Annotated in this window: 13 protein-coding genes; 8 read left to right on the top strand and 5 right to left on the bottom strand. The window is 61.3% G+C overall.

Annotated elements, in window-relative coordinates; genetic code table 11:
• The first annotated feature begins 1 nt into the window (after position 1).
• Both EL217_RS08610 and EL217_RS08605 read left to right on the top strand, forming a co-directional pair.
• The gene (locus EL217_RS08610) at positions 2-391 is read left to right on the top strand and encodes an ankyrin repeat domain-containing protein (RefSeq protein ID WP_126319599.1); all 390 of its coding nucleotides are present in this window, start codon (positions 2-4) and stop codon (positions 389-391) included.
• On the top strand, positions 388-1,035 hold the full coding sequence (locus EL217_RS08605) for a LysE family translocator (protein ID WP_126319597.1): 648 nt from the start codon (positions 388-390) through the stop codon (positions 1,033-1,035). The genes EL217_RS08610 and EL217_RS08605 overlap by 4 nt, the downstream gene beginning before the upstream one ends.
• Here the strand turns inward: EL217_RS08605 and EL217_RS08600 are convergent.
• Together EL217_RS08600 and EL217_RS08595 are read right to left on the bottom strand one after the other, a co-directional pair.
• Entirely contained in the window at positions 1,032-2,393 is a 1,362-nt protein-coding gene (locus EL217_RS08600) for a type II restriction enzyme (protein WP_126319595.1), read from the bottom strand. The genes EL217_RS08605 and EL217_RS08600 overlap by 4 nt on opposite strands.
• Entirely contained in the window at positions 2,386-3,228 is an 843-nt protein-coding gene (locus EL217_RS08595) for a DNA adenine methylase (protein WP_126319593.1), read from the bottom strand. Before EL217_RS08595 ends, EL217_RS08600 begins: the two co-directional genes overlap by 8 nt.
• 430 nt (positions 3,229-3,658) lie before the next feature.
• Here EL217_RS08595 and EL217_RS08590 point away from each other — a divergent pair, with 430 nt between their 5' ends.
• Positions 3,659-4,237 (top strand): TetR/AcrR family transcriptional regulator, encoded by a 579-nt coding sequence (locus EL217_RS08590; RefSeq protein WP_005278014.1) that lies wholly within the window; start codon positions 3,659-3,661, stop codon positions 4,235-4,237.
• Between the two features lie 98 nt (positions 4,238-4,335).
• Here EL217_RS08590 and rpsT read toward each other — a convergent pair whose 3' ends face one another.
• Both rpsT and EL217_RS08580 read right to left on the bottom strand, forming a co-directional pair.
• Positions 4,336-4,599 carry a 30S ribosomal protein S20 gene (rpsT, locus tag EL217_RS08585; protein WP_005278016.1) on the bottom strand — a complete coding sequence of 88 codons (264 nt, stop codon included), beginning with the start codon at positions 4,597-4,599 and terminating at the stop codon, positions 4,336-4,338.
• 225 nt (positions 4,600-4,824) lie between these two features.
• On the bottom strand, positions 4,825-5,361 hold the full coding sequence (locus tag EL217_RS08580; protein WP_126319591.1) for a type II toxin-antitoxin system PemK/MazF family toxin: 537 nt from the start codon (positions 5,359-5,361) through the stop codon (positions 4,825-4,827).
• A gap of 18 nt (positions 5,362-5,379) precedes the next feature.
• On the opposite strand from EL217_RS08580, the gene lepA reads away from it, so the two are divergent.
• The 4 genes from lepA (at position 5,380) to efeB (ending at position 11,729) form a co-directional block, all read left to right on the top strand.
• Positions 5,380-7,230, top strand: coding sequence for a translation elongation factor 4 (gene lepA / locus EL217_RS08575; protein WP_126319589.1), 1,851 nt, complete (start codon positions 5,380-5,382; stop codon positions 7,228-7,230).
• Positions 7,231-7,476: 246 nt separating this feature from the next.
• Positions 7,477-9,378 carry a phospholipase C gene (locus EL217_RS08570; RefSeq protein WP_126319587.1) on the top strand — a complete coding sequence of 634 codons (1,902 nt, stop codon included), beginning with the start codon at positions 7,477-7,479 and terminating at the stop codon, positions 9,376-9,378.
• A 3-nt stretch (positions 9,379-9,381) separates the two neighbouring features.
• Positions 9,382-10,503: an EfeM/EfeO family lipoprotein gene (locus tag EL217_RS08565; protein WP_126319585.1), complete on the top strand. Its 1,122-nt coding sequence runs from the start codon at positions 9,382-9,384 to the stop codon at positions 10,501-10,503.
• Positions 10,503-11,729 (top strand): iron uptake transporter deferrochelatase/peroxidase subunit, encoded by a 1,227-nt coding sequence (gene efeB / locus EL217_RS08560; RefSeq protein ID WP_126319583.1) that lies wholly within the window; start codon positions 10,503-10,505, stop codon positions 11,727-11,729. Before EL217_RS08565 ends, efeB begins: the two co-directional genes overlap by 1 nt.
• Before the next feature lie 399 nt (positions 11,730-12,128).
• On the opposite strand, the gene EL217_RS08555 is transcribed toward efeB, so the two are convergent.
• Complete coding sequence (locus tag EL217_RS08555) at positions 12,129-13,118, bottom strand: HNH endonuclease signature motif containing protein (protein WP_126319581.1); 990 nt, start codon at positions 13,116-13,118, stop codon at positions 12,129-12,131.
• Positions 13,119-13,275: 157 nt separating this feature from the next.
• Here EL217_RS08555 and EL217_RS08550 point away from each other — a divergent pair, with 157 nt between their 5' ends.
• Positions 13,276-14,652 (top strand): M20 metallopeptidase family protein, encoded by a 1,377-nt coding sequence (locus EL217_RS08550; RefSeq protein ID WP_126319579.1) that lies wholly within the window; start codon positions 13,276-13,278, stop codon positions 14,650-14,652.

Genomic DNA, 14,652 nt, shown 5'->3' with positions numbered 1-14,652 from the left:
CATGTCTGAGGAACAAGTGCAAGAATTCGCCGGTCGGCTCTTTGACATGGCGCGGGAGGGAAACCCGGATCTCCTGAATTACATTGACCAGGGCGTCAATATCAATCTGGTCAACCAAGACGGCCAGTCTTTTCTCATGCTTGCCGCCTACCACGGCCACGCGGAACTCGTCACCGCGCTAGCAAGTGCCGGCGCCGACGTGAACTTGCTCAATGATCGCGGCCAATCGCCCCTGGCAGGTGCGATCTTCAAAAAAGAAGACGCGGTTATCGATGCCCTCCTAAACGCCGGCGCCTCCGCTACCGCCGGCCAGCCAACTGCCATCGATTCGGCCCGCATGTTTGGCCGCGAGGACCTGCTCAGCCGCCTGGAAGGCGAGTCCGCGCAGTGAGCTGGACTTCCTTTTTCACCATTCTCCTGATGAACCTGGTGGGCGTGGCCTCGCCAGGCCCAGATATCATCCTGGTCACCCGCTATGCCACCAAGTCGCGCCGCCACGCCATCGCTGCGGCCGCGGGCATTCAAATCGGCGTGTTCTTCTGGTGCGGTGCCACCGTCTTTGGCGCGGCCGCCCTCCTGACCGCCTTCCCCGGGATCTTAGGCGCGGTCCAGGCCATCGGCGGCAGCTTCCTCGTCTTCATGGGATGGCGGGCGCTGCGCAGCGGCCTCGAACAGCGCACCAACCCGCCCGTAGATTTGGAGGACGCCGAGGCCAAGCTGGGGCGGCTGCGCCACTCCTTCAAGATGGGGCTGGCAACGAACCTGTCGAACCCGAAGATTGTGCTCTTCCTCGCCGCCATGATCGCCCCGCAGCTACCGGCATCCCCGCCGCTGTGGCTGGCCATCGCGCTGACCCTGGCGCTGGCACTCTCGGCCTTCGCCTTCTTCCTCGTGGTGGCCATGGTGATTTCTACGAATGCGGTGCGCCGCAAGCTCATCGCCGCGGGCCCGTGGATCGATATCGGATCGGGCCTGTTCTTCATCATTGCCGGACTCGCGCTCGTGGTCGCCGGAGTGCAGCAGCTCGTGACTTAAAGCCCGGGCAGGGTTTCAGTTTCGCCTTCTGCCACCACATCCAGCGCCCACTGGATCCACTGCGCCACCGTCGAGGCCCGCCGCCTCGCCGTGCCAGCGCCCAGGCCGAGTCCTTCTATCGCCGCCGCGATCTCGTGCGCCTCGGCCACCTTCCCACGCCGCAGGCTGACCTCTAGCGCCTGCCGGAATACCTGCCGCGCCGCCAACGCGCGCAGGAGGGCAGCGTTGCGCCCATCGCGCCGGGGCTGTGCGATGGCCTTTTCGCCGCGAGGGGTGAGCTGATAGTGGCCATCGGCAAGCGCCAGCAGCCCGAGGTAGCAGGCCGCATTGGCGTAATAGTCTGCCTGGCGCAGATGGAAATCGTACTGCTCGGCGATGTCCTCCTTGCTCATCGGCTGCTGCGCGATGAGCTCCACCAGGTTGACCACGCGCTCAAAACTATTGGCCTGCGGGAAGGGAATCCCCGCCGGCTCCGGCTCGGCATCGACGGAGCCAATGATGCCCAGCGCATCCTCCACGTTGAGGTGCGAAGCGCTCAAGGCGTAGCGGGCGTGGTCGACCAGCGCGATGCTGCGAAAATCCGCGGGATCGCTGAAATCGTACCGGTACAGGTGGAAAATCCCATTCGAGTAGACCAAAAAGACCGGCACCACGGCCTTGGATAGCCATTGCTGGAAGCGCCGGTACGGAAAATACAATTGCCGGATATTGAAGTCCTCGGAGATGTGGTTTTTCGCCTCCACCAGCACCAAATGCTCGAGCGATTCGAAGCCGCCGTCGATTTCCATCTGCGCGCGGTCGACCTTGACTTCCAGCCCCACATCCGGCACCGGAATCGTCATCTCCAGCGACGACATGCGCCCCGCGACGGTGGCCTGCAATGGTTCGCATCCCAGGAAGTGCTCGAGCATGCCGCTTGCCGATGCCACATTCAACGCCATCGATTCCGAGTTCACGCTTTCGATATCGAGGGTGTCAAGGCCCGCGGGCATGTCCAGCGTGCGCACGGAACCCGCCCCGGCGTGGGTCGGGTCCGGGAACCGTTCGTACAGGTCCAATGGCCCGATGAAGTATTCGCTGCGGCTCACCGGGAGAATACCCAAACCCAGTTCTTTGAAAATCCACGGGCGCGAGGTAGAAAAATCGTGCTTGGCCATCAGCCGCGGCTCCCGGCCAGAAAGCTCTTTTAGTTCTTTGGCCGTGAGGTAGAAGTATCCATTTTCTTCCAGCTCCTCGCCACACCCCGAGGCCAGAATGCGCAGCCATCCCCAATCATCGAGGCCAAGCTTTTCGCCCTCGGGGACACCGAACAGCGCGCGAAGCTCCCGTTGTTCCTGGGTGCTCGGTGCTTTACTCATGGCCCACCTCGTAGTTGCGCACGAGCACTTCATCTACCTTGCCGCGGCGCGATCCCACGGAATTGATGGCGCGGGTGGCCGCAACGGTATCGATGGAAAAATCCGCGTAGAGCTCGCGGATAAACTCCGTGGCGGAATTGGACAGGAGGAACTTCACCCCGCGGGCATCGAGATCATCGCACACCGCCTTCAAGCGCTCTTGCTCCGCGCGGTCAAAACCGCCTTTTTGATAACCGGTAAAGGAACTGGTGACGTTGACCGGGTCATAGGGCGGATCGAAATAGACAAAGTCTCCTTCACCAGCACCTGCCACCGCCGCGGCGAAATCGCCCTGCGTGAAGGTAATGTCATTGTCCCGAAAATACTGGTGGACCCCGCGCAGCGTATCCGCATCACAAATTGTGGGGTTCTTATAACGACCAAAAGGCGCATTGAATTGCCCCGCGGAATTTACCCGGTATAGGCCGTTATAGCAGGTTTTATTTAGATACAGCGTCCGCGCGGCGCGCTCGGTGGCAGAAAGCGCCGCGAACCGGTCCGCATCCCGGTCCACCGCGCGCAGCTGGTAGAAAAAATCCGCGTCGTTCGGATAGGTCGAAACCAGGCTGATGAGCTCGTCGACGCCTTCGCGCACTACCTCATATAAATTAATCAGCTCCGAGTTGAGGTCATTGACCCGCGCAGAGGCCGGGGTGAGCGAAAATAAAACCGCGCCGCCGCCGATGAAGGGTTCATAATAACGCCGCGGCGTCCCAGCGGGCAGCGCGGCGTGAATATGCGGTAAGAGCTGGCGTTTCCCGCCGGCCCATTTCACCAGAGGCTTGACGTTGTTCATTGGTGACTTATCTTAGCCGCCCCCGCAGACACGAACACCATCGCCCTTTCGAACATATTAGCCCATAAAGGTGTACTTCGGCGTGCTGAAGAGTATCGGCCTGCATGGGGAGAGCTGCCTGGGCCCTGCTTCCGGCGCTAGCACCCGCTCGCGGGAGAAGCCCAGCGCCCCTGCCTTCCTGTGCCGCGCGTCCTGCGTGCTCACATGTGCCGGCGCTTCGGCGCAAAATATCCCTGCGATTGACTGTCTACGGGCCGAGAATTCCGCGTTGACATGCGGGAACCTCAGCGCTTTGTGGTGGTTAGGGAAGCCTAGCAAGGGTCGGTTTTTCTTGGCAGGGAGAAAGACTATAAGGTGAAGAAAAATCCCATGTTTAAGGGGATTGAATAATTGGGTTTCCCACGGGTTCGTGGGAAAGAGGGGAGAGAGTATGCCGCGCATTTCAGAAATCCGCGTCGCAGCACTGCGGCTCGTCATTGACCACGGGTATGACGGGTTCACCATGGAAACGCTTGCACAAGACGTAGGGATATCGCGGCGCACCCTTTTTAACTACGTCAAGGATAAGGAATCGGCGGTTCTGGGCCCGGAGGTTTCGGAAAAGTTCGACCAGCAATTGCAGAACTTTGCCGCTGGCCTGCCCACGGGTAGCCTGCGGGAGGATTCTGCCATCATGGCGAATGCGGAATTTGATCACGCCGTGGGTAACGATCATTTCCCGGAGATTTCCCAATTGACCGCCCAGGCGCTTTCCCAAGACGGGAAGTTATTGTCTATGTATTGGCGCCGAAACGAACGCGTCATGATGCACATCCGCCGGGCATTGCAAGCGCGCGAAGGGTGGAAGGCCTCGGATCCTAGGCTCATTCCGACGGTCAATATCATCCACACGCAGTTTCAAACCGCCATCCAGACTTTCGTGGAAACCCATGGCCGGACATCTTTGTCGGTGGCCTACGCGGATGCAGGCAAGATCTTCGAGGCTTACTTCGACGATGACCTAGCCTAGGTCTATCCGACGCAACAAAACCGGCGCAATAAAAATCCCCCGAACAAGCCGCTGCACACAGGCAGCGCTTTGCTCGGGGGAGACAAGAAGGCTAGTTACTAGTCCATCTTGTTGAAGGCGGTGGCCAAACCGGACTTCTTGTTGGCAGCAGCGTTGCGGTGGAAGACGCCCTTGGAAACGGACTTATCCAGCGCACGGGAAGCAACGCGCAGCTGCTTTTCTGCTGCAGCCTTGTCGCCAGCCTCTACGGCCGCACGGAACTTGCGGATCTCGGTGCGAACCGCGGAACGCACGCTCTTATTGCGCTGACGAGACTTTTCGTTGGTCAGAACGCGCTTCTGCTTGGACTTGATATTAGCCATGAAAATACCTCTTGATAATCGAAGATGATTGATTCAGAAACAAACCCGCCGGACGTGTCCCGCGAATCCCCTCGCTAAGAACGAGGAGAGCGCTCGGCGCTGGTATTCGAAGAGCGAACCCAAGGTCCTGCCCGCCCCGACCAACGCGCCCGGAAAGTAAGTAACTTGCACATAGTAGCAGCGCAACCGCGCATCGGCCAAGTTTGCGGGCGCCGCGCCGCAGAACTACGCCCAGTGATAGCGCGAGCGCAAGCGGTTCGCAATCCTTTCAAACCTGCGTTCTGGAAAAAGGATGCCCTGTCGGCGCACCTGCTCCTCGGAAACCTCTAGTAAACGGTCCAAGCGCACCCAGCAATTGCGCCCAGAGGCGTCCCATTCGCCGCAGCCGATTTCGAGCCAGGCATCGTCAAGCGCATGCTCTGGGTTGGCGGAAATGAGCAGGCCCGTCACCGTGGTGCGGGTGCGCCCGACCACCAAAATGGCGCGCTCGCGGGGAGGGGACTGCTTGCCTTCCGAAGGTGTCCACACCCACACCACCTCGCCGGAATCGGCCTGGCCATCCATATCGGGGGAGAAGAAGATGGAGCGGGGGTGCGCCGCGGTGGCCTCGACGTGGATGGAGGCGGCCTTGCGCGGCTCGTGGCTCTGGGTGGACCTGTCCAGCCCTAACTGGGAGTTGATGCGGTTGAGGCCGGAGTCCACGGGCTCGCGCTCGCTGATTCCGAGCGCCTCGCGCAGACGGGTGAGCATGCCGGAATTCATGTCGACTATTGTAGACGTATGTCTGAAAACTTTGCGGCCACGACGTTTACGGATCCCTCCCGGATCCGTAACTTCTGCATTATTGCTCACATCGACCACGGAAAGTCGACGCTGGCAGACCGCATCCTGCAGCTATCCAAGGTGGTTGCGGAGCGCGATATGCGTGACCAGTTCCTCGATAACATGGATATCGAGCGCGAACGCGGCATTACTATTAAGGCGCAGAACGTGCGCCTGCCGTGGGTGCCGCAATCCGGGGCATCGGCAGGCGAGCAGATCGTCATGCAGATGATCGACACGCCCGGCCACGTGGACTTTACCTACGAGGTCTCCCGCGCGCTCGAGGCGTGTGAGGGCGCCATCCTGCTTGTCGATGCCGCCCAAGGCATCGAAGCCCAAACCCTCGCCAACCTGTACTTGGCGATGGAAAATGACCTGGAAATCATCCCGGTGCTCAATAAGATCGACCTTCCCGCGGCGGACCCGGATAAGTACGCGCTGGAAATCGCCAACATCATCGGCTGCGAGCCCGAGGAAGTGCTGAAGGTATCGGGCAAGACCGGCGAAGGCGTGGTTGAGCTGCTCGATAAGGTCTGCGAGCTGGTTCCGCCGCCTTCCTCGGAGTACGCGCCCGATGCGCCCGCGCGCGCGATGATTTTTGACTCCGTCTATGACACTTACCGCGGAGTGGTGACCTATATCCGCATGGTGGACGGCAAACTCACTCCGCGCCAGAAGGTGACGATGATGTCCACCAACGTCAACCACGAGCTGCTGGAAATCGGCATCGTCTCTCCCACCATGCAAAAGTGCGAGGGCCTGGGCCCCGGCGAGGTGGGCTACCTCATTACCGGCGTGAAGGACGTGCGCGAGACCAAGGTGGGCGATACCGTCACCTGGTCCCACGGCGGCGCCGAGACCCCGCTCAAGGGCTACAAGGACCCTGAACCGATGGTCTATTCCGGGCTTTTCCCCATCTCCCAGGCCGATTTCCCCGACTTGCGCGATGCGCTGGAAAAGCTGCAGCTTAACGATGCCTCCTTGACCTTCGAACCCGAGACCTCCGTCGCCCTCGGCTTCGGCTTCCGCTGCGGTTTCTTGGGCCTGCTGCACATGGAGATCACCCGCGACCGTCTGGAACGCGAGTTCGGCCTCGACCTGATTTCTACCGCCCCGTCCGTGACCTACCGCGTGGTGGCAGAAGACGGCGAGGAAAGCTGGGTTCACAACCCTTCAGATTGGCCGGAAGGCAAGCTCAATGAGGTCTACGAGCCTATTGTCTCCATGACCGTCATCGTGCCCGAGCAGTTTGTCGGCCCGACCATGGAGCTCTGCCAATCCAAGCGCGGTCAGATGGGCGGGATGGATTACCTGTCCGAAGACCGCGTGGAGCTGCGCTACACCATGCCCTTGGGTGAAATCATCTTCGACTTCTTCGACATGTTGAAATCCCGCACCAAGGGTTACGCCTCGCTCAACTACGAGGAGGCGGGCGAGCAGCAATCCGACCTCGTCAAGGTGGATATCCTCCTCAACGGCGACCCGGTCGATGCCTTCTCCGCCATTATCCACCGCGATTCCGCCCAGTGGTACGGCAATAAGATGACCAAGAAGCTAAAGGAATTGATTCCACGCCAGCAATTCGAGGTCCCCGTCCAGGCGGCCATTGGTACCAAAGTCATCGCCCGCGAAAACATCCGCGCCATGCGCAAGGACGTGCTGGCCAAGTGCTACGGCGGCGATATCTCGCGTAAGCGCAAGCTGCTGGAAAAGCAGAAGGCGGGTAAAAAGCGCATGAAGACCTTGGGCTCCGTGTCGGTGCCGCAGGAGGCCTTCGTGGCAGCGCTGTCGACCGACGGGGACGACTAGGTACTGGAAAGTGCAGCGTAATAGTACCTTAACTTTCAGTTAACAATCTCCGCGGTGGCCGCCGCCTAAAAGCGAGGCTGAGCTGCACCTATAGGGTATTCCTGAGACTAGGAATGCCCTTTTTGAGTATTTGCGGTTTATGGGTGGGCGGCGTTTAATTTCGAGTCGAAAGCGACCGATGACTCTTCGGCGAGCCACAGCCACTTTCTCCCTCTTTGTTTCACTCGACTTAAGGCGGAAAATAAGATGAAGCTTCGCTCTCGCGCTGTGGCAGTGTGCGCCGCAGCCGCTGCCACAACTTCCTTGGTCCCCGGTATCGCACAGGCCGAAACCAAGACCCCCATCGATCACGTCGTGGTCATTTACTCCGAAAACATTTCCTTCGACCACTACTTCGGCACCTACCCACACGCCGCAAATAACGACGACGAGAAACTCCAGGGCAGCGAGAAGCCGGCCCCCAAATTCACCGCCAAGGACGACACCCCGCGGGCAGAAAACCTCGAAAATACTGACCTGCTGGGGGAGAAGAACCCCAACTCCATCAAGCCCTTCCGCATCGCTCCCGAACACGCCGTAACCACGGACCAGAACCACCATTACGCCGATGAGCAGGAAGCCTACAACGGCGGCAAGATGGACAAGTTCCCGGAGACGGTGTCCACGGACATCGATAAGTATGGCGAAGGCTCGTACGCCACCCCCGGCATGACCATGGGATATTACGACGGCAATACCGTGACCGGTATGTGGAATTACGCGCAGAACTTTGCGCTGAATGACAACAGCTTCTCCACCATCTTCGGTCCCTCCACCCCGGGCGCGCTGAACCTGATTTCCGGCACCGTCGCCGATGCGACCATGCACGATCCAGCCACGGGCGACCAGCAGAAAATCGAGGATGGCAAGAACCACGCCCTGGCCGGCGTATCCGAGGACGGCAGCACCGCCACCGTGGTGGGCGACCCGGACCCGCTTTTCGATGACTGCTCCAATAAGTCCTCCGCCGGTACCAACCAAGTCACCGCGATGCACTCCAAGAACATTGGTGACCAGCTCAACGATAAGGACGTCACCTGGGGCTGGTTCCAAGGCGGATTCCGCCCCACCGATGAGGCGACGAAGGACTCCCGCGCCCGCTGCGGTTCTTCGCACACCACGCTGACCGGTCAGAACCAGACGGATTACAACCCTCACCACGAACCGTTCCAGTACTACGCGTCTACCGCCAACCCGCACCACCTGGCCCCGTCCAGCGATGACATGATTGGCAAGACCGACCAGGCAAACCACCAGTACGACCTCGCGGACTTCGATACCGCCATCGAGCAGGGCAACCTGCCCTCCGTGTCCTTCCTCAAGGCCGCCAACTACCAGGATGGCCACGCCGGCTACTCCAACCCGCTGGATGAGCAGGCGTTTATCACCCACTACATCAACGAGCTGCAGAACTCCCCGGAGTGGGATTCCACCGCAGTCGTCATCGCCTACGACGATTCCGATGGCTGGTACGACCACAAGGCGCCGGAAATCCTTAATGGTTCCGCCGACCCGCACCAGGATAAGGAAATCTGCACCGCCGCTGCCGCAAAGGTAGGCATCAAGGGCGATAAGAACGGCCAGTGCGGACCCGGCACCCGCCAACCGCTGCTGGTTGTATCTCCCTACGCCAAGACCAACCACATCGATTCCACCTATACCGAGCAGACCTCGGTGACCAAGTTCATCCAGGACAACTGGGGCCTGGGCCGCTTGGGCGGCGATTCCTTCGATGATCGCGCGGGTGAGCTCACCGGCATGTTCGACTTCGCCGCCGCGGAGAAGGCCCCGAAGCTCTTCCTCAACGAAACCGATGGCACGGTGGCGGAGGATTACAGCTCCGTCGAGCGCGTCGACGACACCTCGCGCGCTGGCACCAACCTGAAGCCGGTTGTCGATGGTATGAATGACACCAAGGTTACCGAGCAGGGCGTTCCTGCCGTGACCACGCTGGATAAGGCCCAGCAGCCGGACACCAACCACGCCGCATCCGGTTCCTCCAAGGCAGGCATCATCGGCATCCTCGCCGCACTGGGCATCGCCGCCGGCATCATCGGCTGGTTCATGAGCGGCCACCCCGGCCTTGATTTGAAGAACCTGCCATTCTAATTTATGAAGATTTCCCGTTTCGCCACCGCATTCGCGCTCGTCGTTGGGCTTTCCATCCCGCAAACGGCTGCCCAGGCGAGGCTCGCCGGGCACAGCGACGAGCAACCCACGCGCGAGCTCGCCGTGCGCGATGTGTATTCCTGCCCGGCGCCTGAGGACGTGCAGGGCGAGGCGAAATGGAAGATCAATAACACCACCGGGCTTGCCCTTACGGTCTATGTTTCAGATGACAAGGGCAATGCCTACCAGGTCCTCGAGCGCGTCGGCACTCCCGCTGTCCGCGAGTGGAACCCGCAGCTGGAGGACGGAACCTACCACCTGACCTGCGTATTTCACAACGATTCCGCAGTGGAGTCGGACGCCTTCACGGTAACGGGGTCCACGGTGAGCAACGCGCCCAAGATGGTTCCCATTACGGATCACGAGGTCGCCGCGGTGTCCATCAAGCAGGCAGAAAACCAGAAAGAGCGCGTGCCGGAGCTGCAAAAGCGCGCGCATGCGCTTGCCGATGCCACCTCCTCCTCCCGCTCCGCCGCCCAAGCCGCCTACCTGGACTACCTGGAGTATTACCGCTCCTTCGACGATTCCAGCGCGGAGTGGCCGGGCCCGGATTTGGAGGGCTACGAAGACATCGAGCGCATCCTGTGGTCCAACCGCCCGCCTAGCGATGCCACCCTGCCCGCCACCGCGCTTGCCGATGCCACCGACAAAACCGCCCACGCCCTCGATACCGCCCATTTCGCCATCCCCGCCCCGGATTATGGGCTGCGCGCGCATGAGGTGATGGAGGAGTTCGAGCGCTTTGACCTGCGCGGCGAGCGCGATTTCGGCGCCCATGCCCTGCCTGCCGCCCTGCGCGGGGTTATTACATCGACGCGGGTGACGCTGGATCCCGTGCGCTCTTTGGTTGAGGATCGCGGTTTAGACACCGCACCCATCTACGATCAGCTCGCGGATTTGGACGCCCTTGCTGAGGAATTCGACGATAAATACGGTGGTGCGTCTAGCGTGGCTTTTGCGGACTGGCCGCAGGAGGACCGCTTGCGCTTGCAGGCGGGCGTCGCCAAGGCGAATGAGCTGCTCGCCCCGGTTGCCACCATGACCGTTATCCGGAGGATGAACTAGTGCCGTGCCCGTTTAACTTTTCCCGCCGCTCCTTTTTGTCTGGCCTCGCCGCCTCCGCGGCCGTCGGCGCAGCCCCGGGAGCAGGAGCCGAGCCCACCTCGCTTCCGCTGGAATCCACCGATTCACTGGATCGCCCGGGCGCGCTGGATTTCCACGGCGAACACCAGCAAGGCATCATCAATCTCCCACAGAAATACTCGGAAATAGTGGCGCTGGACGTGCAGGTGAAGACAAAAGCCCGTTTGGACAAGCTCCTGCGCACGCTAAGTGAAAGGGCGCGCATCTTAACCGCAGGTGGCACGCCCGCCCCCGACGGAATTGCCTATCCGGCGATGGATTCGGGCGAGTTGGGCCCAGAGCTGCCGGCCGATCACTTATCCATCACCCTCGCGGTGGGCGATTCGCTTTTCGATGGCCGCTTCGGCCTTGCCGCCCACAAGCCCGCGCACTTGAGCGCGATGGAATCGTTTGCCGATGACACCCTGCAAGAAGAAATGTGCCACGGTGATTTAGCCTTGCAGATTTGCGCCGATGAACGCGATACCGTTCTCCACGCGCTGCGCGATATATTGCGACATACGCGCGGCGATGTGGCGGTGCGCTGGCGGCAAAATGGTTATATGAATTCTCCGCGGCCATCGGGCACGCAGCGCAATCATTTGGGGTTTAAGGATGGCATCGTCAATCCTGGCCCCGATGACTACGATTCGCTCGTATGGGCCGGTTCGGATGAGCCTGCCTGGGCCGCGGGCGGTAGCTATATGGCGGTTCGGCTTATTGCCATGTACACCGAGTTTTGGGATCGCATTTCCATCGCCGAGCAGGAGCAAATCTTCGGCCGCGACCGCGCAACGGGCGGCCCGCTATCGGGCGGCGACGAGCACGCCGAGCCGGATTACCTCGATGATGCCACCGGCGATGTCATTCCCACCGATGCCCACATCCGCCTGGCCAACCCCCGCACCCCAGAAACCGCTGACCAACTTATGCTGCGTCGCGCTTATAATTACGACAACGGCGTGCGGGATAATGGCACCCTCGACGTGGGGCTGGTCTTCATCTCCTTCCAGCAGGACCTGGAACGACAATTCATCACGGTGCAAAAACGCCTCGAAGGCGAACCGCTGGCTGATTATATCCGCCCCTACGGCGGCGGCTACTTCTATGCGCTTCCCGGCATCACCAATGAATCCGATTATTTCGGCCGCAGCCTCCTCGAAGCCTAAAACCTCCTACCCAGCTAGCCACTGGTCGCTCGCGAACATCTATCACCGCGCCAAGGCCCTGACTTAGCACCCAGCGATGGAGGCACACCACAACGCACCGTCGGCACAGGGTCTCCGGGTGCACCGTTCTCCCGGCACAAAGATCCCAGGGCCCCTAGATCCCATGGTGGCCGAGTCTCTTGGCATTCGGTTCCCACGGTGCACAAGCCTTACGGCGCACGGGTCTCACAGCATACGGGCCACAGGGTAGAAGGCTTATGGCATGCCAAACCGGCAACCGCTAAACCAGCGGTTGCTATCGGCGGCAATGAGAAGAGCAACGGTAGGAAAAGGCGCCACTTACTTAGGAACCCCAGAACTGCTCGGGGCCGGCTCATTCGAATCAAGTAAAGGCGGCACCTAGCCGGGCGGCGAGGCCCAGGGCGGAAGCCATTCGATGCGGCCGCGGTGTCGATGCAGGCGGCCGCGCACCGGCGGGGCGTGCGGGTCATCGTCGTTGACGCCGTTGTGATAGGGGCAAGCAATGGTCAGGTTGTCCATATTCGTCTCGCCGCCGTGCTTCCACGCCTGGAGATGGTGGACTTGGCATTTATCGGCCGGATAATTGCACTCCGCCCACGGGCAGGAGGGGTGTTCGGCAGCGGCCATCAGCCGCTGCTTTTCGGAGGCGAATCGCGAGGTCCTGTAGAGGTTGACCGGGCCCTCGAAGGGGTGGATGAGGGTGATGAGGCCGACCTCGGCAAGCTTTTTCTCCACCAGCTTGGCCCCGGAAATTTCGGCACCATTGGTCATCTGCAGCGTGACCTCTTCGCCGCCACCATTTAATATCTCATCCAGCTCATCGAGGTGGATGACGATATTGGTGCTAGCCACCGGGCGCGTGGCACCACCGCGGAAGAAGATGCGGTCGACGGCCTCGAGCGGGGAATCCTCCCCAATGGTGGAGTGCAGGTCGGCGATGAAATCGGAATCTCCAGTAATAGACAGCGTGGAGGGCCCGCCCTTGCGCCGGGTCATGCGCACCCCGCGCTGCGGCTGACGGGGAGGATACATTTCCTTGAGCCGAGTGCGCGCCAGCTTGTCGATGTCCCCCGAAGTTCCACACAACTCTGCCCGCAGCGCCCACGCATCCCGCTTCGTCTTGGTGCGGGAGACGTATTTTTCAATCAACTTGAGCGTGGTTAAGCAGTGCTTCGTCGCCCGGCACGTGCGCTGGCGGCGGGTAAAGGAGGTGGGGCCGAAGTAGGCATCGGCAAGCAGCAGCAATTCGCGCGATTCCTGCCGGGAAATGCCAAGCCGCCGCAGGTCCGCCTCGGCAAGGCCGAAGACCTCGCCGAGAAGCTCCATCGGCGAGGTTAATTGGCGGGCGTAGTCCTGCAAGCGGGTCATGCCTGCGAGGTTAAGCCACCGTTCACCCGCGCGAAAGCCCGCGACGCCCCGCCTGTGGATAACTCGCCCCACGCGTCACACCTGACGCCTCGCCGCCCATTCACCCTGTGGATAACCTGCGGTATTGTCGAATACGACAGCGAGTAAAGGAGCCCACATGACCGATCCCACGAAAATTGCCCGCCCCAACCACCCCGGACGTAAGTCCGTCCCGCGCCAGGCGCAGGAGTTGCCGCCGCTGCCGGTGACAAGGGCGCGCATCGGCAAGCAGCCGGCGACGGAGATTTTCCAGGACATGGGCGAAAACATGGTGGAGGACCTGCAAGAAATTCGCCGCGATCTGCACCGCCACCCGGAAATCGGGCTGGACCTGCCGCGTACACAGCAAAAGGTCCTCGAGGCGCTCGAGGGACTGCCGCTCGAGATTCATGTGGGGCAGGACCTTAGCTCCGTGGTGGCGGTGCTGCGCGGCGGCAAGCGCGGCGAGCGGCCGGTTTCGGTGCTGTTGCGCGCGGACATGGACGCGTTGGAGGTGCATGAGCAGACCGGCAGCCCCTTTGCGTCGATCAATGAATACATGCACGCCTGCGGCCACGACCTGCATACGGCGGGGCTGATTGGGGCCGCGCGCATGCTCTGTGAGCACCGCGAGGAGCTGCATGGCGATGTCACCTTTATGTTCCAGCCCGGCGAGGAAGGCCCGGGCGGTGCGCAGCCGATGATCGAAGAGGGCGTGCTCGATGCCGCTGGCCGACGCCCAATCGCCGCCTACGGCCTGCACGTGGGCCCGCAGGACCGGGGCACGTTCCACTATGTTCCCGGGCCGATGATGGCAAGCTCGTCCAACCTGACCATTACGGTGCTGGGCAAGGGCGGGCACGGGTCCCGCCCGCACGATGCCATCGACCCCGTCGCGGCGCTGGCGGAAATCCAGATGGCACTGCAGACCGCGCTGACGCGCCGCTTCGACGCGCTGGAGCCCATCGTGATCACCGTGACCAACCTATGGGCGGGCAATGGTGCGTATAACGCCATTCCGGATCGCGCGGCGCTGGGGGCGACGGTGCGCGTGCTTCGCGACGAAAAGATCGACGCCGTCCGCCAAATGATCACCGAGGTCTCCAGCTCGGTGGCTGCCTCGCACCGGTGCACCGCGCAGGTGGATTTCGAAGTGTTGTATCCAACGACCAAGACGAACCCGCGGGAGAACCAATTCGCTGCCACGCTGTGGGGGCAGATGTTTGGCGCGGAAAACATGCAGCCTTTCGAGGCCCCTATGATGGCGTCCGAGGACTTCGGCTATGTCCTCTCCCAGGTTCCGGGCACGTTTATGTGGATGGGCACGGCTAACCCTTCGACGCCCGAAAACCAGCGCGAGTGGAACCACTCGCCGATGATGCGTTTTGATGACTCCGTGCTCGGCATGCAAGCGGCGGCGCTTGCCGCCGTGGCTTTCGAGCGACTGGCCACCGAAAACGAGCACCCTTCCGCGCAGACCAAGGCCATGCGCGAGGCCGCCGGCGTGCAGAAATAA

This window comes from Corynebacterium segmentosum, assembly GCF_900637825.1.
Classification (GTDB): Bacteria; Actinomycetota; Actinomycetes; order Mycobacteriales; family Mycobacteriaceae; genus Corynebacterium; species Corynebacterium accolens.
This window is presented reverse-complemented; position numbering and strand designations above follow the sequence as displayed.

Coding starts and splice junctions, on each gene's coding strand:
- EL217_RS08580 (WP_126319591.1), bottom strand. CDS start 5,361: ATGAATTCCGGCATGCTCACCCGTCTGCGCGAGGCGCTCGGAATCAGC.
- EL217_RS08590 (WP_005278014.1), top strand. CDS start 3,659: ATGCCGCGCATTTCAGAAATCCGCGTCGCAGCACTGCGGCTCGTCATT.
- EL217_RS08600 (WP_126319595.1), bottom strand. CDS start 2,393: ATGAGTAAAGCACCGAGCACCCAGGAACAACGGGAGCTTCGCGCGCTG.
- EL217_RS08595 (WP_126319593.1), bottom strand. CDS start 3,228: ATGAACAACGTCAAGCCTCTGGTGAAATGGGCCGGCGGGAAACGCCAG.
- EL217_RS08610 (WP_126319599.1), top strand. CDS start 2: ATGTCTGAGGAACAAGTGCAAGAATTCGCCGGTCGGCTCTTTGACATG.
- lepA (WP_126319589.1), top strand. CDS start 5,380: ATGTCTGAAAACTTTGCGGCCACGACGTTTACGGATCCCTCCCGGATC.
- rpsT (WP_005278016.1), bottom strand. CDS start 4,599: ATGGCTAATATCAAGTCCAAGCAGAAGCGCGTTCTGACCAACGAAAAG.
- EL217_RS08555 (WP_126319581.1), bottom strand. CDS start 13,118: ATGACCCGCTTGCAGGACTACGCCCGCCAATTAACCTCGCCGATGGAG.
- EL217_RS08565 (WP_126319585.1), top strand. CDS start 9,382: ATGAAGATTTCCCGTTTCGCCACCGCATTCGCGCTCGTCGTTGGGCTT.
- EL217_RS08570 (WP_126319587.1), top strand. CDS start 7,477: ATGAAGCTTCGCTCTCGCGCTGTGGCAGTGTGCGCCGCAGCCGCTGCC.
- EL217_RS08550 (WP_126319579.1), top strand. CDS start 13,276: ATGACCGATCCCACGAAAATTGCCCGCCCCAACCACCCCGGACGTAAG.